Source organism: Arenibacterium sp. CAU 1754 (genome assembly GCF_054482635.1).
On record NZ_JBTLRG010000005.1, the window covers coordinates 69,315 to 88,147 of the forward strand.

17 protein-coding genes are annotated in these 18,833 nt (G+C 62.3%); 16 read left to right on the plus strand and 1 reads right to left on the minus strand.

Annotated elements, in window-relative coordinates:
* Position 1: 1 nt before the first annotated feature.
* Positions 2 to 925, minus strand: a complete 924-nt coding sequence (locus ACXYMO_RS16890; RefSeq protein WP_458879906.1) for a LysR family transcriptional regulator — start codon at positions 923 to 925, stop codon at positions 2 to 4.
* Between the two features lie 164 nt (positions 926 to 1,089).
* Here ACXYMO_RS16890 and chvE point away from each other — a divergent pair, with 164 nt between their 5' ends.
* The 16 genes from chvE (at position 1,090) to ACXYMO_RS16970 (ending at position 18,823) form a co-directional block, all read left to right on the plus strand.
* Positions 1,090 to 2,154 (plus strand): multiple monosaccharide ABC transporter substrate-binding protein, encoded by a 1,065-nt coding sequence (gene chvE / locus ACXYMO_RS16895; RefSeq protein WP_458879907.1) that lies wholly within the window; start codon positions 1,090 to 1,092, stop codon positions 2,152 to 2,154.
* A gap of 63 nt (positions 2,155 to 2,217) precedes the next feature.
* Entirely contained in the window at positions 2,218 to 3,738 is a 1,521-nt protein-coding gene (mmsA, locus tag ACXYMO_RS16900) for a multiple monosaccharide ABC transporter ATP-binding protein (protein WP_458879908.1), read from the plus strand.
* Between the two features lie 10 nt (positions 3,739 to 3,748).
* Positions 3,749 to 4,951 carry a multiple monosaccharide ABC transporter permease gene (gene mmsB / locus ACXYMO_RS16905; protein ID WP_458879909.1) on the plus strand — a complete coding sequence of 401 codons (1,203 nt, stop codon included), beginning with the start codon at positions 3,749 to 3,751 and terminating at the stop codon, positions 4,949 to 4,951.
* A gap of 48 nt (positions 4,952 to 4,999) precedes the next feature.
* Positions 5,000 to 6,742, plus strand: coding sequence for an L-arabinonate dehydratase (gene araD, locus ACXYMO_RS16910; RefSeq protein WP_458879910.1), 1,743 nt, complete (start codon positions 5,000 to 5,002; stop codon positions 6,740 to 6,742).
* The gene (locus tag ACXYMO_RS16915; protein ID WP_458879911.1) at positions 6,742 to 7,677 is read left to right on the plus strand and encodes a Gfo/Idh/MocA family protein; all 936 of its coding nucleotides are present in this window, start codon (positions 6,742 to 6,744) and stop codon (positions 7,675 to 7,677) included. Before araD ends, ACXYMO_RS16915 begins: the two co-directional genes overlap by 1 nt.
* Positions 7,678 to 7,685: 8 nt before the next feature.
* Positions 7,686 to 8,699 (plus strand): aldose epimerase family protein, encoded by a 1,014-nt coding sequence (locus ACXYMO_RS16920; protein ID WP_458879912.1) that lies wholly within the window; start codon positions 7,686 to 7,688, stop codon positions 8,697 to 8,699.
* Between the two features lie 13 nt (positions 8,700 to 8,712).
* Complete coding sequence (locus tag ACXYMO_RS16925) at positions 8,713 to 9,630, plus strand: dihydrodipicolinate synthase family protein (RefSeq protein WP_458879913.1); 918 nt, start codon at positions 8,713 to 8,715, stop codon at positions 9,628 to 9,630.
* Positions 9,631 to 9,658: 28 nt separating this feature from the next.
* A complete protein-coding gene (locus ACXYMO_RS16930) occupies positions 9,659 to 10,567 on the plus strand; it encodes a 2-dehydro-3-deoxygalactonokinase (protein ID WP_458879914.1) in 909 nt (302 codons plus the stop codon).
* Complete coding sequence (locus tag ACXYMO_RS16935) at positions 10,564 to 11,169, plus strand: 2-dehydro-3-deoxy-6-phosphogalactonate aldolase (RefSeq protein ID WP_458879915.1); 606 nt, start codon at positions 10,564 to 10,566, stop codon at positions 11,167 to 11,169. The genes ACXYMO_RS16930 and ACXYMO_RS16935 overlap by 4 nt, the downstream gene beginning before the upstream one ends.
* Complete coding sequence (locus ACXYMO_RS16940; protein ID WP_458879916.1) at positions 11,166 to 12,017, plus strand: SMP-30/gluconolactonase/LRE family protein; 852 nt, start codon at positions 11,166 to 11,168, stop codon at positions 12,015 to 12,017. Before ACXYMO_RS16935 ends, ACXYMO_RS16940 begins: the two co-directional genes overlap by 4 nt.
* Before the next feature lie 108 nt (positions 12,018 to 12,125).
* Positions 12,126 to 12,827, plus strand: coding sequence for a hypothetical protein (locus tag ACXYMO_RS16945; RefSeq protein ID WP_458879917.1), 702 nt, complete (start codon positions 12,126 to 12,128; stop codon positions 12,825 to 12,827).
* On the plus strand, positions 12,824 to 14,356 hold the full coding sequence (locus ACXYMO_RS16950; protein WP_458879918.1) for a GH3 family acyl-acid amido synthetase: 1,533 nt from the start codon (positions 12,824 to 12,826) through the stop codon (positions 14,354 to 14,356). Before ACXYMO_RS16945 ends, ACXYMO_RS16950 begins: the two co-directional genes overlap by 4 nt.
* A 20-nt stretch (positions 14,357 to 14,376) precedes the next feature.
* Complete coding sequence (locus ACXYMO_RS16955) at positions 14,377 to 15,735, plus strand: B12-binding domain-containing radical SAM protein (RefSeq protein WP_458879919.1); 1,359 nt, start codon at positions 14,377 to 14,379, stop codon at positions 15,733 to 15,735.
* Positions 15,732 to 17,087 carry a B12-binding domain-containing radical SAM protein gene (locus ACXYMO_RS16960; protein ID WP_458879920.1) on the plus strand — a complete coding sequence of 452 codons (1,356 nt, stop codon included), beginning with the start codon at positions 15,732 to 15,734 and terminating at the stop codon, positions 17,085 to 17,087. The genes ACXYMO_RS16955 and ACXYMO_RS16960 overlap by 4 nt, the downstream gene beginning before the upstream one ends.
* Complete coding sequence (locus tag ACXYMO_RS16965) at positions 17,084 to 18,184, plus strand: hypothetical protein (protein ID WP_458879921.1); 1,101 nt, start codon at positions 17,084 to 17,086, stop codon at positions 18,182 to 18,184. The genes ACXYMO_RS16960 and ACXYMO_RS16965 overlap by 4 nt, the downstream gene beginning before the upstream one ends.
* A gap of 36 nt (positions 18,185 to 18,220) precedes the next feature.
* Positions 18,221 to 18,823 carry a YybH family protein gene (locus ACXYMO_RS16970; protein WP_458879922.1) on the plus strand — a complete coding sequence of 201 codons (603 nt, stop codon included), beginning with the start codon at positions 18,221 to 18,223 and terminating at the stop codon, positions 18,821 to 18,823.
* Positions 18,824 to 18,833: the final 10 nt, after the last annotated feature.

An 18,833-nucleotide genomic window follows, 5' to 3' on the forward strand; every position in this document is an offset into this window, starting at 1 on the left:
ATCATCCCGCCAATCGCTCCACCACGAGATCAAAAAGCCTCTGTGTGACCGGACTCAGCGGGCGCCCCGATTGCCGGATCAAATGATAGGGCGGCATGGTGATCGGGGACTTCAGGTCAAGAACCCGACAGCCTTCTCCGCCGGATGTGCAGATCAGTTCCGACACCTCGCGCGCCACGGGTGAGATCGCATCCGACGTGCGCAGATAGGCCATCATCACAAGCAGCGAGGCCGAGTCGATCACATCCCGCGGCTGGGTCAGCCCAATCGCCACATGCGCCAGTTCGACGGCCGATCGGATTGGCATGCCCGGGGCCTGCATGATCCAGGGAAATCCCGACAACTGGCGCAGATCGAGGTGGCGGAGCCCGGACAAAGGGTGATCCTTGCGCGCCAGAATGTCCAGATGCTCGGCCCGGCTGTATTGAATGTCCAAAAGGCGCGGGTCGATGCCTTCGGGCAGGCGCGACAGAACGAAATCATATTTGCCGCCCAAAAGCCCGTCCATCAGGTTGGTGCTGGGCGCGACATCGACGCGAATGTCGGGGTTTTCTGTTTCCCGTTTGAGGTCCTGAATCGCGGGCACCACAAACCCCACGGCCGCGCCGGTGACCGCACCAACCCGCACCGTCCCTGCGCGCCCGGAGCGAACGGCGGCCAATTCGTCTGATATCGCTTCGAGATCGCCGAGGATCACACCGGCATGACGCACTAGGATTTCGCCAACATGGGTCGGCGTCATCCCCTTGGGATGCCGCTCGAACAGGGGGGCGCCCGCCAGCCTTTCGATCTCGGCCAGCGACCGTGACGCCGACGGCTGGGTCATGCCCAATATGTTGGCGGCATGCGAAAGCTGACCGTGCGTGGCGATGGCATGGATCAGTCGCAGGTGGCGGGGCTGCAAGCGGGTCAGGATTTTGCTCATGTCGCTACATACCACTATCGGTATGAAAGCGGCAAAATTAAGCAATTGAACGATATGCTGAACTGCAACTACGCTTGGTCAGGGCGTGTCGAGTCTTCGACAGCCCCAGCTTTATGAGCAGGGCGGTCCGCGGATGGAGACGCCCGATTTCGGGAGGAAATACATTGAAACGCATTACGACCGGGCTTAGCGCCCTAGCAATCGCTCTGGGTCTGGTGGCTGCACCGGCCATCGCCCAGGACAAGGGCACCATCGGCATCGCCATGCCCACCAAATCATCTGCGCGGTGGATTTCGGACGGTCAATCGATGGTCGCGGAATTCGAGGCGGCAGGCTATGCGACCGATCTGCAATATGCCGAAGACGACATCCCCAACCAGCTCGCCCAGATCGAGAACATGGTGACAAAGGGTGTCAACGTTCTGGTGATTGCGGCGATCGACGGGACGACCCTGTCGAACGTGCTGGAAAACGCGCATTACGCCGGGATCAAGACCATTGCCTATGACCGCCTGATCCGCGACAGTGAATATGTCGACTATTATGCGACCTTCGACAATTTCAAAGTCGGCGTGCTGCAGGCGAACTCGCTGGTCAGCGGGCTCAAGGAACGGTTCGGTGACGGGCCTTACAACGTCGAGCTGTTCGGCGGGTCGCCGGACGACAACAACGCCTATTTCTTCTACGATGGCGCGATGAGTGTGCTTCAGCCGCTGATCGACGCGGGCACCATCAATATCGTGTCCGGTCAGATGGGCATGGACACCGTCGGCACATTGCGCTGGGACGGTGCTGTGGCACAGGCCCGTATGGATAACCTCCTTTCGGCCCATTACACCGACAAGCAACTGCATGGTGCGCTGGCCCCCTATGACGGGCTGTCGATCGGCATCCTGTCCTCGCTCAAAGGGGTCGGATATGGTTCGGGCGATCTGAAAATGCCGATCGTCACCGGCCAGGACGCGGAATTGCCGTCGATCAAGTCGATCATCGCAGGCGAGCAGTATTCTACCGTGTTCAAGGACACCCGCGAACTGGCCAAGGTTGCCGTCGGCATGGCCGATGCGCTGCTGCAAGATGGCGAGCCCGAGATCAACGACACCAAGACCTATGACAACGGTGTCAAGATCATCCCGTCCTACCTGCTTGAGCCAGTGTCTGTCGACATCACCAATTACGAGGAAATCGTGATCGGGTCCGGCTATCATAAGGCCGAAGATCTCAAGTGATCTGACGTGAACAAGCCCTGTCCGCCGCCGTGGCGGCGGGCGGGCATTCGGGGGGAGGGTATCATGTCTGCTTTGCTGGAGATGCGTGGCATCACCAAGACCTTTCCGGGGGTCAAGGCGCTGGACGATGTCAGTTTCTCGGTCGAGGAAGGCGAGATTCACGCGCTGGTCGGTGAAAACGGCGCCGGCAAATCCACGCTGATGAAAGTCCTGTCCGGCATCTACCCTTTCGGAGACTACCAGGGCGAAATCCACTATGGCGGCGCGCTGGCCAGCTTTTCCGGCATCAAGGATAGCGAAAGCCGCGGCATCATCATCATTCACCAGGAACTGGCGCTGGTGCCGCTCCTGTCGATTGCCGAGAATATTTTCCTGGGCAATGAACGCGCCAGCAATGGTGTGATCAACTGGAACGAAACCTTCCGGCGCACCGAAGAATTGTTGAAAAAGGTCGGGCTGTCCGAGGGCCCCGCGATCAAGGTGGACAAGCTGGGCGTCGGCAAACAGCAATTGGTCGAGATCGCCAAGGCGCTGTCGAAAGAAGTGCGGCTGCTGATCCTGGACGAGCCGACTGCGGCCCTGTCCGAAGCGGACAGTCAGGCGTTGCTTGACCTGATCCTGGAACTCAAGACCCAGGGCGTCACGTCGATCATCATCAGTCACAAGCTGAACGAGGTGCGCAGGGTGGCCGATACGATCACCGTGCTGCGGGACGGTGCCACGGTTTCAACGATCGATTCCCGCACCCATGACGTCACCGAAGACAGGATCGTGCGCGACATGGTCGGTCGTGACATGGCGCACCGATACCCCGAGCGCGAGCGCAAGGTCGGAGATGTTCTGTTCGAAATCCGTGATTGGAACGTCACCCATCCACAACATGCCGACAGGCAGGTCATCAAGAATGTCAGCTTCAACGTGCGCGCCGGCGAAATCGTCGGGATCGCCGGGCTGATGGGCGCCGGGCGGACCGAACTGGCGATGAGCATCTTCGGCCAAAGCTATGGGCGCAACATCACGGGCGAGGCGCTGCTTGACGGACACCCGGTGTATCTGGGCGATCCGGGCGCCGCCATCCGTGCGGGCCTTGCCTATGTCACCGAAGACCGCAAGGAACTGGGCCTTATTCTTGAGGACGAGATCCGCCAGAATATCACGTTGGCCAACCTGGGCGAGGTGTCGAGAAACGGTGTCCTCAACAGAAGCGAGGAAACCCAGGTCGCCGAAAAATACCGCAAGGCGATGAACATCCGAACGCCCAGCGTGTTCCAGCGGGTCATGAACCTGTCGGGCGGGAACCAGCAAAAGGTCGTGCTGTCCAAGTGGCTCTTTACCGATCCCAGGGTGCTGATCCTGGACGAGCCGACCCGCGGCATCGATGTCGGGGCCAAGTTCGAAATCTACAACCTGATGAACGACCTTGCCGCCGAAGGCCGGGGCGTGGTGATGATTTCGTCCGAAATGCCCGAGTTGCTGGGCATGTGTGACCGGATTTATGTCATGAACGAAGGCAGTTTCGTCGGCGAACTGGCCGCCGAGGACGCCAGCCAGGAGCGCATCATGTCGCTCATTGTTACGGAATAGGACAATCGAGATGAGTGAAGCAGCCACCCCCAAGGACACACAGGCCGAACCCTCAGGCATTGCCCATTACTTGGGCACGCACTTGCGGGAATATGGATTGTTGTTCGCCCTGATCGCGATCATGGTGTTTTTCCAGGTCGTGACCGGCGGCACCCTGATGCGCCCCATCAACATCACGAACCTGTTCCTGCAAAACAGCTATATCATCATCATGGCGCTGGGCATGCTGATCGTCATTGTCGGCGGCAATATCGACCTGTCCGTCGGCTCGGTCATGGGGTTTGTCGGGGCCCTTGCGGCGGTGATGATCGTGAACTGGAACTGGTCTGTCGTGCCAACGGTGGCGGCCTGCCTTGTTGTCGGCATGCTGATCGGCGCCGCGCAGGGGTATTGGGTCGCCTTCTGGAAAATCCCGTCCTTCATCGTCACGCTGGCGGGGATGCTCGTCTTTCGCGGTCTCTCGCTCTGGCTGTTGGAGGGTCAATCGATCGGCCCGTTCCCGAAAACCTTTCAGCGGCTGTCGACCGGGTTCATCCCTGACATTTTCGGCGTAGACCGGCCGAATATGACCGCGCTTGCCGTGGGGGCGATCGTCGTTGTTCTGCTGATTTATCTCGGTCTTTCGCGACGGAAACAGAACCGGGCCTACGGGGTCGAGATTGAACCCACCGCATTTTTCGTCGTGCGCACGGCCATCGTTGCTGGCGCGATAATGTTCCTCGTCTATTCTCTGTCGACCTTTCGCGGTTTGCCCAACGTGCTGATCACGATGGGCATCCTGACCGTGGTCTATGCGTTCATCACCGAACAGACGACGCTGGGCCGGCGTATCTATGCGCTGGGCGGCAACGAAAAGGCCGCGAAACTGTCGGGGATCCCGACCGAACGGCTGACCTTCCTGACCTTCGTCAACATGGGCTTTCTCGCGGCACTGGCCGGTCTGATCTTTGCGGCGCGTCTGAACACAGCCACGCCCAAAGCCGGTTTCGCGCTGGAACTTGACGTGATCGCCGCGGTCTTCATCGGCGGGGCATCGATGTCGGGCGGTGTGGGCAAGATCGTCGGGGCGGTCGTCGGCGCCTTCATTATGGGGGTGATGAACAACGGCATGTCGATCATGGGGATCGGCATCGATTATCAGCAGGTGATCAAAGGTCTTGTGCTGCTCGCAGCGGTGATCTTTGACGTCTACAACAAGCAGAAACAGGGCTGATCCTCTGAGACGCTCAAACAGCGTCCAGATGTGCCCGGGAGGACGGACATGACCTTCAAGCCAGCTCAATGGCCCCGGAAACTGCGCTCGCAGGAATGGTACGGCGGCACGTCGCGCGACAGTATCTATCATCGGGGATGGCTGAAAAATCAGGGCTATCCACATGACTTGTTCGACGGGCGCCCGGTGATCGGCATACTCAACACCTGGTCCGATCTGACCCCCTGCAACGGGCACCTGCGCGAACTGGCCGAAAAGGTAAAGGCCGGCGTGTGGGAGGCCGGGGGGTTCCCGCTGGAGGTTCCGGTGTTTTCGGCCTCCGAAAACACCTATCGCCCAACGGCAATGATGTATCGCAACCTCGCGGCCCTGACCGTTGAGGAAACGATGCGCGCCCAGCCCATCGACGGCGCGGTGCTGCTGGTCGGATGCGACAAGACCACGCCAAGCCTGATCATGGGCGCCGCCTCGACCGACCTGCCGTCGATCGTCGTAACCGGCGGGCCGATGCTGAACGGCTGGTTCAGGGGCGAACGTGTCGGCGCCGGCACCCACCTGTGGAAATTCTCCGAGGCGGTGAAAGCCGGGGACATGACGCAGGAGGAATTCGTCGAGGCCGAGGTCGCCGTGACCCGCTCGACCGGTACCTGCAACACAATGGGCACGGCCTCGACCATGGCGTCGATGGCCGAGGCTTTGGGCATGGCATTTTCCGGCAATGCCGCGATCCCGGCCGTCGATGCGCGGCGGCGGGTCATGGCACAGATATCGGGCCGCCGCATCGTGCAGATGGTCAAGGACGATCTCAAACCCTCCGACATCATGACCAGAGAGGCGTTTGAAAACGCCATCCGCACCAACGGGGCCATTGGCGGCTCGACCAACGCGGTGATCCATCTGATGGCCATTGCCGGACGGGTGGGCGTTGATCTGACGCTTGACGATTGGGACCGGCTGGGCCGTGACATCCCGACCATCGTCAACCTTCAACCGTCGGGCAAATACCTGATGGAAGAATTTTTCTATGCCGGGGGTCTGCCGGTGGTGCTGAAACGGCTGGGCGAGGCGGGCAAGCTTCACAAACAGGCGCTGACGGTGTCGGGCGAAACCATCTGGGACGAAGTCAAAGACGTCACAAACTGGAATGACGACGTGATCCTTCCGGTCGACAAGGCGCTGACCCCGCAGGGGGGCATTGCCGTGCTCAGAGGCAATCTGGCTCCGGGCGGGGCGGTTTTGAAGCCGTCCGCCGCCAGCCCGCACCTTATGAAACATCGCGGCCGGGCCGTCGTGTTCGAGAATATCGACGACTACAAGGCCAGGATCGACGATGACGCCCTCGACATCGACGAAACTTGCGTGATGGTTCTGAAAATGTGTGGTCCCCGTGGGTATCCTGGCATGTCCGAGGTTGGTAACATGGGCCTGCCTCCGAAAGTTCTGAGAAAGGGCATCACCGACATGGTCCGGATATCGGATGCCCGCATGTCCGGAACGGCCTACGGCACCGTGATCCTTCACACCGCGCCCGAGGCCGCACGCGGCGGGCCGCTGGCCATCGTGCAGACCGGTGACATGATCGAAATCGACGTGGCGGCGCGGCGTCTCCATCTCGATCTGTCCGAGCAGGAGATCGCCCGCCGGTTGGCGAACTGGACCTGCCCCGAAGACCCGCCGCAAAGTGGCTATGCCAGGATGTTCTACGATCACGTGGAGGGGGCCGAAACCGGCGCTGATTTCGATTTCCTCAAAGGCTGCCGCGGGGCCGCCATACCGAAGGATTCACACTGATGGTCAGAAAAATTGCCCTTGTCGGGATTGGTAAGATCGCCCTGGATCAGCATGTTCCGGCCCTTGCCGCCTCCCCGGACTGGGAGCTTGCCGCCACCGTCTCGCGTTCAGGCACCGTGCCGGGCGTGGAGAGCTTCACCGACATAGGCGATATGCTGGCGGCGCGCCCGGATATCGAGGTGGTCTCGCTCTGCCTGCCGCCGGTCCCGCGATTTGCCGCTGCCGCCGCCGCCCTGCGCGCCGGGCGGCACGTCATGCTGGAAAAACCGCCGGGCGCCACCCTTTCGGAATGCCATGCGCTGGAGGCGCTGGCGCGCGAAAACCGGGTGTCGCTTTATGCAACCTGGCATTCGCGCGAGGCCGAAGGCGTCGCCGGGGCCAAGGCCTGGCTGGCGGAAAAACGGCTGCGCCGCCTGACGGTGACCTGGAAAGAGGACGTGCGGCGATGGCACCCCGGACAGGCCTGGATTTGGCAGCCCGGGGGTTTGGGGGTTTTTGATCCCGGCATCAATGCGCTGTCGATCGTGACCGAGATCCTCCCCGACCCGATCCACGTGACCGAAGCGCTGCTGGAAGTGCCCGCAAATTGCCAGACACCGATCGCCGCCGCGCTCAGGTTTTTTCACCCCGACGGTGCCGACATTTCCTGCGATTTCGATTTCCGCCAGGAAGGCGAGCAGATTTGGACAATCGACGTGGAAACCGACGCTGGTCAGATCAAGCTGGAAAACGGCGGCGCGCTGCTGTCGATAGACGGGGTTGCGGCGGCCTCCTCCGGTGAACTGAGCCTTCTGGGCGAGTACCCGCGCCTTTATGCCAATATGGCCCGGCTCGTGAGCGCAGGTGAAATCGACATGGACCTCGCGCCGATGCGCCATGTGGCCGATGCCCTTGCGCTTGGTCGCCGGGCAACTGTCGAACCCTTCGTCGAGTGAGACCAGCCGTGCGGGATGGACAGGGTCACCCCTTTGGCACCGCCCCGGACGGCAGTCCGGTGCGCCGCGCTGTACTGTCAAACGGCGGCACCACCGCCGCTGTGATGACCTGGGGTGCCAGTCTGCAGGATTTCCGGCTGGCCGGCATTGATCGCTCGCTTGTTCTGGGCAGTCCTGAATTCGCGCCATACCTGGGCCCGATGCGTCATTTCGGTGCGATCGTCGGTCGGGTCGCCAACCGGATTGCGGGCGGGCGGGCCGTGCTGGACGGGCAGAACCTGACGCTGGAGCGTAACGAGAACGGGCGCACGACCTTGCATGGCGGGGCGACCGGCACCAGCGTTTCGAACTGGCATCTGGACGATTTCGATGCCACCTCCTGCCGCCTGTCGATCCGGGTGCCGGACGGCGCGGGTGGGTTCCCCGGTACTTTGGACCTTGCGGCGCTGTATCGGCTGGATGATGACGGCGCCCTTACGCTTGAGATGGAGGGGCGCACCGACGCGCCGACCTTTTGCAGCCCGGCGCATCATTCCTACTGGGCGCTGACGCCGCGTTTGGCCGACCACCGGTTGTGCATCGATGCCGAGAGTTACCTGCCGGTCGACGCCGACAAAATCCCGCTTGGTCCACCGGCCCCGGTGGCCGGAACCCGGTTCGATTTCCGCACTCCACGCAGGGTGACCAGCCAGGGCGACGCGCCGCTTGATCACAATTTCTGCCTGACACAGGGCTGCGGAGCGCGGTTTGCCTGCCGGCTGGAAAGTGGTCCGCTGCGGCTTGATATCGCCACGGACGCGCCGGGGTTGCAGGTTTATGACGGGTCCGGAATCGACAGCGGCGACGCCCCTACACACTTGGGCCAAGCCTATCGCACCCATGCCGGGTTGGCGATCGAACCGCAGGGATGGCCCGACGCCCCGAACCACGCCGATTATCCGCAAATCACGCTCCGACCCGATGAAACCTTTCATCAGGTTTCGCGCTTTCAGGTCACCGCGCCGGGCCGGTCAGAGCCATGAAAAGGACAGCCCCATGATAGACAAACTGACCGGCATCCTGCCCGTCGCGCCAACCCCCTTCCACGACGACGGCCGCGTCGACGAGGACGGCATGCGCCGCGTTCTCGATTGCATGATCGATCAGGGGGTCGATGCAATCTGCATCCTCGCCAATTACTCGGAACAGTTCCTGCTGTCCCATGACGAGCGGGCGACCTTGATGCGCCTCAGTCTTGAGCATGTTGCCGGACGCGTGCCGATGATCGTCACGATCAGCCACTTCCATACCGGTATCGTGGTGGAGCGCGCCCGCGCGGCCCAGTCCATGGGCGCGGCGATGGTTATGATGATGCCGCCCTATCACGGGGTCGGGCTGGTCCCGGGCGAGGCTGGAATCCTCGAGCATTTTCAGGCGGTGTCCGACGCGATCTCGATCCCGATCATGGTGCAGGACGCGCCATTGTCCGGCGTGTCCCTCAGTGTTCCCTTGCTGACCCGAATGGCGCGCGAGATCGAGAACGTAAGCTATTTCAAGATCGAAACCCCGTTCGCCGCCGATAAACTCTCCGCGCTGATTGAGGCGGGTGGAGATCACATCGTCGGCCCCTTCGACGGGGAAGAGGCGGTGACGCTGCTGGCCGATCTCGATGCCGGGGCGACGGGTACGATGACCTCGGCGCTACAGCCCGAACATATCCGGCCCATCGTCACACGCTATCTGAAGGGTGATCCTGACGGTGCGCTGGAACAGTGGAAACTGTGCCTGCCGCTGATCAATCATGAAAACCGTCAATGCGGGCTGCGCGCGGCCAAAACGGTAATGAAGGAAGGCGGCGTGATCGGTTCGGACCACGTGCGCCATCCGCTGAAACCGATGTCCGGGCGCACCCGCGACAGGTTGTTGCATCTGTCGCGCGACCTTGACCTGATCGCGCTGCGTTGGGGAAAATGAGGGGGGCGCTGATGACCGGGATGTCGGAATGAACGTGCAGGCGACATGGATCGCCGCCGATTGGGGCTCCACTCGGCTGCGGATATGGGCGCTCGATGCGTCCGGCGCGGTGATCGGCGAGAGCGTTTCGGAAAAAGGCATGTCACAGCTTCACCCAGATGAATATGAGGCGGCGTTTCTTGAGCTGGCTGAACCGTTTCTTGGTCCCGACGAAAACACCCCTGTGATCGTTTGCGGCATGGCGGGCGCGCGACAGGGCTGGATCGAGGCGCCCTATGCTGTGATCCCCTGCCACCCCGCAGAAGGGGCGGCAGTCACCGCGCCAACCCGCGACCCACGCGTGCAGGTGCGCATCCTGCCCGGTCTGTGCCAGTTGGACCCGCCCGATGTGATGCGCGGGGAAGAGACGCAATTGGCCGGGTACATGGCCGGCGCCCCGGAATTTTCCGGGGTGATCTGCCTGCCTGGGACCCATACGAAATGGGTGCGCGTCGCCAAGGGCAAGGTTGTCGCATTCCACACGGTGATGACCGGAGAGCTGTTCGCCTTGCTGAGCGAGCATTCGGTCCTGCGCCATTCCCTGGACGCCGACTGGAACACCGAGGCGTTCCGGTCAGCGGCGGCCGAAACCCTGCGCGATCCGGCGCGGCTGACCGCTGGCCTGTTCCCGCTGCGGGCGCAATCGCTGGTGGGCACCACGGGGCCCGGCCTTGCAAGGGCGCGGCTGTCGGGGCTGCTGATCGGGGCCGAATTGGCGGCGATGCGCAGCATCTGGCAAGAGGAACCGGTCACGCTGATCGGCTCGCCTGACCTGGTTCGGCTCTATGAAACCGCCTTGACGGGTTGCGGCGTCACCGTGACTGTGACCGACGGCGCAGGGCTGACACTGACAGGGCTCAAGGCTGCCTATACCCGGCTGAGGGAGACTGACGAATGACCCGCAATATCATCGCCATTCTGCGTGGCCTGACCCCGGCCGAGGCCGAACCTGTCGGCGCGGCGCTGATCGCCGCCGGGATCGACCGGATCGAAGTGCCTTTGAATTCACCCGATCCGCTCCTGTCGATCGCCCGTCTGGCCAAGGCATTTGGCGACCGCGCGCTGATCGGGGCGGGCACAGTGCTGACCGTGGATGAGGTGGCACAGGTCAAGGCGGCAGGCGGGCGGCTGATCGTGTCGCCGGATACCAACCCCGAGGTGATCCGCGCGACCAAGGCGGCGGGCCTGCTGTCTTACCCGGGCGCGATGACGCCCAGCGAATGTTTCGCGGCCCTGCGCGCCGGGGCGGATGGTTTGAAACTGTTCCCCGGATCGCTGATCGGTCCGTCCGGGTTGCAGGCCATTCGCGCGGTTCTTCCCCCGGGCACCCAGGTGCTGGCCGTTGGCGGAGCGTCGCCCGAAAACTTTGCCGACTGGCGTGCGGCCGGGGTCGACGGGTTTGGCATCGGCTCTGCGCTCTATCGTCCGGGTGACACACCCGAAACAGTGGCCGCAAAGGCGGCTTTGATCACCGAACGCTATGACGAGGTTTTCAAATGACCACGGCGCAGATGTTCGACGCCCGCCCTTGCAAATTGGGCGAGGGGCCCCTGTGGCACCCGGAGCGCGGACAATTGTTCTGGTTCGACATTCTGGGCAAACGGTTGTTATCGCGGCGGGGCAATGACCCTTTGGAATGGTCCTTTGACGAACATGTCTCGGCCGCAGGCTGGGTCGATCATGACACTTTGCTGATCGCCTCGGAAACCGGGCTTTACCGGTTTGACATTGCGACCGGTGCGCACTCGCTGGTACATCCGCTGGAGGCCGATACCCCGGCCACCCGTTCCAACGATGGGCGCGCGGACCCGCAAGGCGGGTTCTGGATCGGCACAATGGGCAAATCGGCCGAGCGCGGCGCAGGCGCGATCTATCGATTTTTTCGGGGCGATCTCCGATGTCTTTATGATGGGATCAGCATTCCGAATTCGATCTGTTTTGCACCCGCTGGGGACATTGCCTATTTCGCTGATACGGCTGCCCAGAAAATCATGCGCCAGACGCTTGATACCGACGGATGGCCGGTTGGCGCCCCGCAGGTCTTTGTCGATGTGACCGACGAGGGGCTGTTTCCTGACGGGTCGGTCTGCGATGCAGAGGGGGGCGTCTGGAATGCGCAATGGGGCGCGGCGCGGGTGGCGCGCTATCTGCCGGACGGAGGGTTTGAACGCGCCATTGCCGTTGCTGGCAGGCACAGTTCCTGCCCGGCCTTCGGGGGTGCGGATTTGTCGACACTTTTTGTCACCACCGCGCGGGAGGGGCTGAAAAACCCCGGTGAGGCACAGGGCTGCGTCTATTCGGCGGCCCCCGGCGTTCAAGGACTGCGTGAACACCGAGTTGTCCTGTAGAACCATTCACCCAAAGGGTGCGCCGTGTGACAAAGGAACCGATGCGCTGCGTTGTACTCGGTCGCTGAACTGCTATGTTTTGCGGGTACTCCGAATTTGGTCCGGCCCATGAATTTAACCACCGAAGTCCTGCGCGCCTCAGATTTCAGCACGTCGCTGATATCGGATGCCTATGCGATCTATCGGGCCTGTTATGCACCGACGCAGTTCAGGGTGTTCGAACAGGATTTCATGGCCAAATCCTATGCCGTTCTGATCCGGGACGCCGGGCGGCTTGTCGGGTTTTCAACGGTTGAGCGGATGGAGACCGAGTGCGGAGCCCGGGTCTTGTATTCGGGAGACACGGTCATCGACCCGCAGCACTGGGGTACTCAGGCCTTGCCTAACGCCTGGCTGCGCGAGGCCGGGCGCATCTGGGCGGAGGCGCCCGATCGCCCGCTCTACTGGATGCTGATCACCAAGGGGCACAGGACTTATCGTTACCTCCCGGCGTTTTCGCGTGCCTATCACCCGTCGCCGGACCAAGAGACGCCGCCGGAAACACAGGCGTTTATGGACCAATTGGGGCGCGAAAAATTTGGGGATCGCTACGATCCGTCGACCGGAACAATCCGCGCGGACGCGACATTGCCGACCCATGTCATTGGTGAAATCGAAGGCCGGCGCAGCAATCGGTTCGCCGCATTTTTTTCTGCGCAGAATCCCGGGTATCGGCAGGGTGATGAATTGCTGACCCTCTGCCGTCTTGCGCCCGAGGCGCTGACACCACGGGCGCGGCGGATGTTCGTTGCGACGGCTGCGGCCGCATGACCGGGTGGGCGGCTTTGCGCGACGCCGGGCTGGCGTTGCGCAACAGGCACATGATCGCGTTCGCGGCGCCCGAAGCGGCACAGCGCAACGTTTTGCACGCCGTTCTGGGCGCTCTGCACGGCAGCCGCTTTGCGGATGATCACGGCCTTCACCCAGACATTCCGCTTGAGGCGTTCCGAAACTCCGTCCCCGTGCGCACACATGCCGATTTTCAGCCCTGGCTTCATGCCTTGATGGCCGGAGAAGGCACGGCATTGACCGGGGCCCCGCCCGTCGCCGTTGAGTTGACGGGCGGCAGTTCGGGCGGGCGCAAGCCCGTGCCGATGACCCCTGCGCTCTTGAACGGGTTCCGGCAGGGGCTGATTGCCTGGCTGGGGGATATGGTCGACACCTGGCCCGGCATCGCGCGCGGACGCAGCTATTTCGCGCTCAGCCCGGCCTTGCGCCACGCGCCGGAGCCCATCGGTGCCTGGCCGGTCGGGTTGCCCTCGGACCTGGCCTATTTCGGCGAGGAATACGCCCCGCATTTTGCGCCGAACCTGCTGTTCACGCCGCAGATCGCCGCGATTTCCGATCCCGAGGAGTGGCGCACGGCTACCTTGGCCCTGTTGCTGGGCGCCCGCGATCTGAGCCTTGTTTCGGTCTGGAGCCCGACCTTCCTGACCATGTTGCTGGAGAGCCTCGCCGCAGACCCCGACAAGGCCCTGCGGGCGCTGGCCGATGGCGTTGCGGGACTGCCGCCCGATCCTGACCGGGCAGATGCGCTGTCGAAGCTGGACGGTCTGACCCCCGGGGCGATCTGGCCCAACCTCGCGCTGGTCAGCGCTTGGGCCGATGCCAGCGCCGCGCGGCCCTTTGCGCAGCTGGCGTCCGGTCTGCCGGGTGTTGCGCTGCAGGGCAAGGGGCTTTTGGCAACCGAGGGGCTGTTCACGCTGCCTTTCACGGCCTTTGAAGATCCTGTGCCCGCGATCCTGAGCGGCCTGCTGGAATTTCGCGATGAGGGCGGGATATGCCACCTGATGCAGGACCTGACCAAAGGGGCGACCTATGACCTGATCGTGTCCCCCATCGGCGGCTTTGCACGCTATGCCATCGGGGACCGTGTGCAATGCGCCGGCTGGGCACGCGACGGCGTGCCGATGCTGCGCTTTGTCGGACGGGGCAAAACCAATTCGGACCTTGTGGGCGAAAAACTGACCGAGGCGTTTGTGCTCGACTGCCTGCAGGATTGCGACCTTGCGGGCGTGCTGGCCGCACGGGGGGGGCCGCCCCCGCGCTATGATCTGGTGTCGGGCGCGCATGTTCCGCCCGAGGCATTGCAGGCGCTTGATGTGGCCCTGTGCCGGAACCCGCAATACGCTTATGCGCGACAGCTGGGCCAGCTGGACCCGCCCGGTCAGGTCCTCATGGCCGACCTGGAGCATCGGTTGATCCGCCAGCGGCTGAAAATGGGCCATCGCCTGTCAGACATAAAACCACCGGTTCTGTTGTCGCCCGAACAATTTTCTGGTCTTCTGGACGTCAATTGAATGAGTGAGTTTTTGGAACCATGCCCATTTCCCCACGTGGCCGTTCGATGCGCATCGCGCTGATATCTCCGAAAGGCCCGCTTTATCGTCATTCCGGCGGTATCTTCAAAAAATCCCTGCGCTATCAGCCGCTGACACTGACGACGCTGACCGCATTGGCGCCGCCAGAGATGGACATCGAGTTCACCCTGATCGACGAAGGGATCGAGGATATACCCGACACGCTGCAGGCCGATCTGATCGGCATGACTGTCATCACTGGTACCGCGCCGCGCGCTTATGAGTTGTCGGCGAGGTTCCGGGCGGCGGGTATCCCGGTCATTCTGGGTGGCCCGCATGTAACCCTGGTGCCCGAGGAGGCAGCACAAAACGCCGATGCGATCGTGACCGGTTACGCTGAGCAGACATGGCCGCAGTTGCTGCGCGATGTCGCCGCCGGGCAGATGAAGCCCCGCTATGATCAGCCGTCCGATTTCAACCTCGAAACGCCCGTGGTGGCCGACCGTCATCGGCTGAACAAGCGCCATTACCTGACACAAGCAGTGTTCGAGGCGACACGCGCCTGTGCGCATGCCTGCGAATTCTGCGTGTCGCCAGCGGCCTATGGGCGCAAGCAGTTCCAGAAACCCCCGGCCTTTGTTGCCGATGAAATCCGCAAGGTCGGCGCGCGGCGCAACATTTTCATCGACCTCAACCTGATATCGGATCGGGCCTATGCGCGCGAATTATTCACCGCGCTGATCCCGCTGAACGTCAAGTGGTTCGGCTTGGTCACAAGCCTGATTGGCCGCGACGTAGAATTGATGGACCTGATGGCGCAGTCCGGATGCTCGGGCGTGCTGATCGGGTTTGAAACGGTGGGGCAGGCCGCGCTCAAGGCGATGCGCAAGGGGTTCAACGACCCCGACGGGTACGGCCCGCTGGTCGATGCGCTGCACAAACGCGGCATTTCGATCTATGGCACTTTCGTGTTCGGCCTGGACGAGGATGACGCGACGGTGTTTGACCGGACGGTGGAGTTTTGCGTTTCGGCAGGGATCGATCTGCCCCGCTTTGCCATTCAGACCCCGTTCCCCGGCACGCCGCTCTATCGCCGACTCGAAGCCGAAGGGCGCATCCTGACCCGCGACTGGGAGCTTTATGACGGTCAGCACGTCGTCTTTCAGCCCAAGGGGATGAGCGTTCAGGACCTCGAAGACGGCCACGTGCATGCCTGGCAAACGGTCTATTCCGCCCCCAATATCGCGCGGCGCCTGATGAAATCGCGCACCCAGTTGCCCCTCGCGATGCTGACCAACCTTGGCTATCGCTACTACGCGCGGCATCTGGATACGCATTACACCTGCGACTGGATGATCACGCAAGGAAACGCCGCATGAAGGTGACCTTTGTCCATCCGTCCATCGGGCGCCGCCCCGGTGAAAACTATATGCGCACATGGCAGATGGAATCCCTGCCCATTGCCGCGCTCAAGGCGCTGACCCCGGCCCATGTCGAAACGCAATTCTACGATGACCGGATGGAAAAGGTCGAATTCGATGAGCCCACCGATCTGGTCGCCATTCCGGTTGAAACCTACACCGCCAAACGCGCCTATCAGATCGCCTCCGAATACCGCGCCCGCGGGGTGCCGGTGGTGATGGGCGGGTTCCACGCCACGCTGATGCCTGACGAAGTCGCGCAATATGCCGAGGCCGTGGTCATAGGCGAGGCCGAAAGCGCCTGGCCCGAGGTTCTGGACGACGCTGCCCACGGCACGCTCAAACCGCGCTATATGGGCACCGACCGACGCTCGCTTGCCGGTGTTCGGTTCGACAGGTCGGTGTTCCAGGGCAAACGGTACCTGCCGCTGGGCCTGGTCGAAACCGGGCGCGGCTGCCGGTTCCCTTGCGAATTCTGCGCCATCCAGACCTTTTTTGGCCAAACCCACCGCCGCCGCCCCGTAGACGAAATCATCGCCGAACTCACCGAAATCCGGGACAAGCATAACCTGATCTTTTTCGTCGATGACAATTTCGCCGGATCCATTCCGGACGCCTCTGAACTGGCCGAGGGGCTTGAGGGTCTGAACCTGCGCTGGGTCACGCAGATGAGCATCGACGCCGCCCATAACGAAGATCTTGTTGCGCGCCTCGCGCGGGCCGGGTGCGCGGGCGTTCTGATCGGGTTCGAAAGCCTTGAACGCGAAACGCTGCGCGCCATGGGCAAGAAATTCAACACCATGGGCGGTGGGTATGGCCCGGCGCTGGAAAACCTGCGCCGCCACGGCATCCGCGTCTATGGAACCTTCATCTTTGGCTATGGCACGGAAACGGCCGAGACGTTTGAAAACGCCTATCAATTCGCCACGGACGAAAATTTCTTCCTCGCCGCCTTCAACCATTTGACGCCTTTTCCCGGCACCCCGCTGTATCGCAGGCTCGAACAGGAGGGGCGGTTGCATTACGATGCATGGTGGCTGGATGAGCGGTATAGCTATAACACCTTGCCCTTCGATACCGGCGGCATGCCGGGCGAAGAGATCACCGCCCGTTGTGTCGAGGCGCGCAAGAAATTCTATACCCTGCGTAACATGACCGGACGGGGATTTTCCCGCTCAAATCGCGGCGACATGACCATGTTGCGCGCCTTCTTTATCATCAACCTGTTGCATCGGGGTGAGGTCAACAAACGCCACATGCTGCCCTTCGGCGATCCCGACTGGCAGGGGCCCTATCTCAAGGTCGCATGACCGGGTCCGACATTTCCTATGCGCTGGCCGGGCCAGGCGATTTCGGTGATATCGAACGCCTTCTGGCGCAGACTGATATGCCCGGATGGATCACGCTCAGCTATCGCTCCGACCTGTCGCGCGCACGGGTGATGTCGCCCGCCGGGTCGGTCCAATCCGTGATCGGGCGCAATGACCGGGGGACGCTGGCGGGCATGGCCTCGCGCATGGTTTTGCCGGGCTACTGGAACGGTCAGCCCCGCGCCATCGGCTGGGCGGCACAGTTGCGCCTGGCACATGCGTTTCGCCATCGCCCTTCGGTTTTGCGGGGCGGGTTCGACGCGTTTCGCCGCGATCTGCACGACCCGCAGGAAACACCGTGGTACATGGCCTCGATCCTGTCAGAAAACCGGGTTGCCAAACGGCTTTTGGAACGGGGTCTGCCGGGGTTTCCGACGTTCACACCTGTCGCCCGGTTGCACACGCTGGCGTTCAGCGCGCAGCATGCCTCAGGGTCTGACGCGATCCGCTGCGCCACGCCCGGTGACGCACCGGCCCTGCGCGCCTTTCTGAACCGCGAAAACCGCTTGCGCCCGCTGGCCCCCGCGCTTGACGAAACCGAAGATTTTTCCCCCAATCGCTGGCCGGGTCTTTCCATCGGGGATTTCCTGATCGCGGAACGCAGCGGCGAGATTACAGGCGCAACCGCGCTCTGGTCGCAAGACCCGTATCGCTGCCTTGTGGTTACGGGATACAACCCTTGGCTGGCGCGCGCGCGTCCATTGGTCAATCTTGTCTCACCCCTGACGGGTCTGCCGAAACTGCCGCCATTTGGGGCGGCGTTGCCGATGGCCTATCTTGCGTTTTTCACCGTCGCGGGAAACGACGCGACCTGCGCGCTTGCGTTGCTGCGCGCCGCACGGGCCGAGGCGCGGGCGCGGCAATTCTCCTTTGTGTCGCTGGGCCTTGTCCAGGACGATCCGTTATGGCCCACGCTTTCGGCGCTGCGCCACCGTGACTACGGCGCTACGCTGTACACAGTCACATGGAAAGATGGGGAAATCGCCCCGCCGCCCGAACAGTTTCATCTCGCAAAAGTCGAACTTTCCTTGTTATGAAGAGGTGTGAGTTTTGCAAAAAAGAGGTTTGATAAAATGTCTGGCTTGATCCGTTCATATGTCCGTTTGTGGCGGCTTGCTGCCGTTCTGGTGTTTTTCCTGCCGGCTGTCGCGCAGGCACAGGAAAACCCGGCACATGAAGAAATCCGCGCGATGCGCGACGCGATGATCGGTGCCTTTATCGAACGCGACAAGGACAAGCTGCTGACCTACTTCACCGAGGATGTGATTTTCACCGCCATGAATAACGAAGTGGTACGCGGTCTGGAGGCGGCGGACGTTTACTACGACCGCATGATGGAAGGGTCCGAAAGCATCGTCACCGATCTGGATGTCGATTTTGCGGTCGATGACCTGACAACCCTCTATGCGCAGGATCAGACAGGTATCGCGGCCGGTGACGTGACCACCGCCTTCAAGATGCGCGCGGGACTGGAGTTCACCGTACCGCTGCGCTGGACCGCCGCGATGGTCCGGGAAGAGGACGGCTGGAAGGTTTCGGCCCTGCATTTTTCGGCCAACATGTTCGACAATCCGCTCGACAGTTCGATCCGCAACTACCTGTGGCTGATGCTGGCCGCTGCCGCGGTGGGCGGCCTTGTGATCGGGGGGATCGTGGGGCGGATGACGTCCCGGTGATGGATGCTGC

Coding starts and splice junctions, on each gene's coding strand:
- ACXYMO_RS16970 (WP_458879922.1), top strand. CDS start 18,221: ATGTCTGGCTTGATCCGTTCATATGTCCGTTTGTGGCGGCTTGCTGCC.
- araD (WP_458879910.1), top strand. CDS start 5,000: ATGACCTTCAAGCCAGCTCAATGGCCCCGGAAACTGCGCTCGCAGGAA.
- ACXYMO_RS16950 (WP_458879918.1), top strand. CDS start 12,824: ATGACCGGGTGGGCGGCTTTGCGCGACGCCGGGCTGGCGTTGCGCAAC.
- ACXYMO_RS16935 (WP_458879915.1), top strand. CDS start 10,564: ATGACCCGCAATATCATCGCCATTCTGCGTGGCCTGACCCCGGCCGAG.
- ACXYMO_RS16960 (WP_458879920.1), top strand. CDS start 15,732: ATGAAGGTGACCTTTGTCCATCCGTCCATCGGGCGCCGCCCCGGTGAA.
- ACXYMO_RS16940 (WP_458879916.1), top strand. CDS start 11,166: ATGACCACGGCGCAGATGTTCGACGCCCGCCCTTGCAAATTGGGCGAG.
- ACXYMO_RS16955 (WP_458879919.1), top strand. CDS start 14,377: ATGCCCATTTCCCCACGTGGCCGTTCGATGCGCATCGCGCTGATATCT.
- ACXYMO_RS16930 (WP_458879914.1), top strand. CDS start 9,659: ATGAACGTGCAGGCGACATGGATCGCCGCCGATTGGGGCTCCACTCGG.
- ACXYMO_RS16925 (WP_458879913.1), top strand. CDS start 8,713: ATGATAGACAAACTGACCGGCATCCTGCCCGTCGCGCCAACCCCCTTC.
- ACXYMO_RS16945 (WP_458879917.1), top strand. CDS start 12,126: ATGAATTTAACCACCGAAGTCCTGCGCGCCTCAGATTTCAGCACGTCG.
- ACXYMO_RS16915 (WP_458879911.1), top strand. CDS start 6,742: ATGGTCAGAAAAATTGCCCTTGTCGGGATTGGTAAGATCGCCCTGGAT.
- mmsA (WP_458879908.1), top strand. CDS start 2,218: ATGTCTGCTTTGCTGGAGATGCGTGGCATCACCAAGACCTTTCCGGGG.
- ACXYMO_RS16965 (WP_458879921.1), top strand. CDS start 17,084: ATGACCGGGTCCGACATTTCCTATGCGCTGGCCGGGCCAGGCGATTTC.
- ACXYMO_RS16890 (WP_458879906.1), bottom strand. CDS start 925: ATGAGCAAAATCCTGACCCGCTTGCAGCCCCGCCACCTGCGACTGATC.
- mmsB (WP_458879909.1), top strand. CDS start 3,749: ATGAGTGAAGCAGCCACCCCCAAGGACACACAGGCCGAACCCTCAGGC.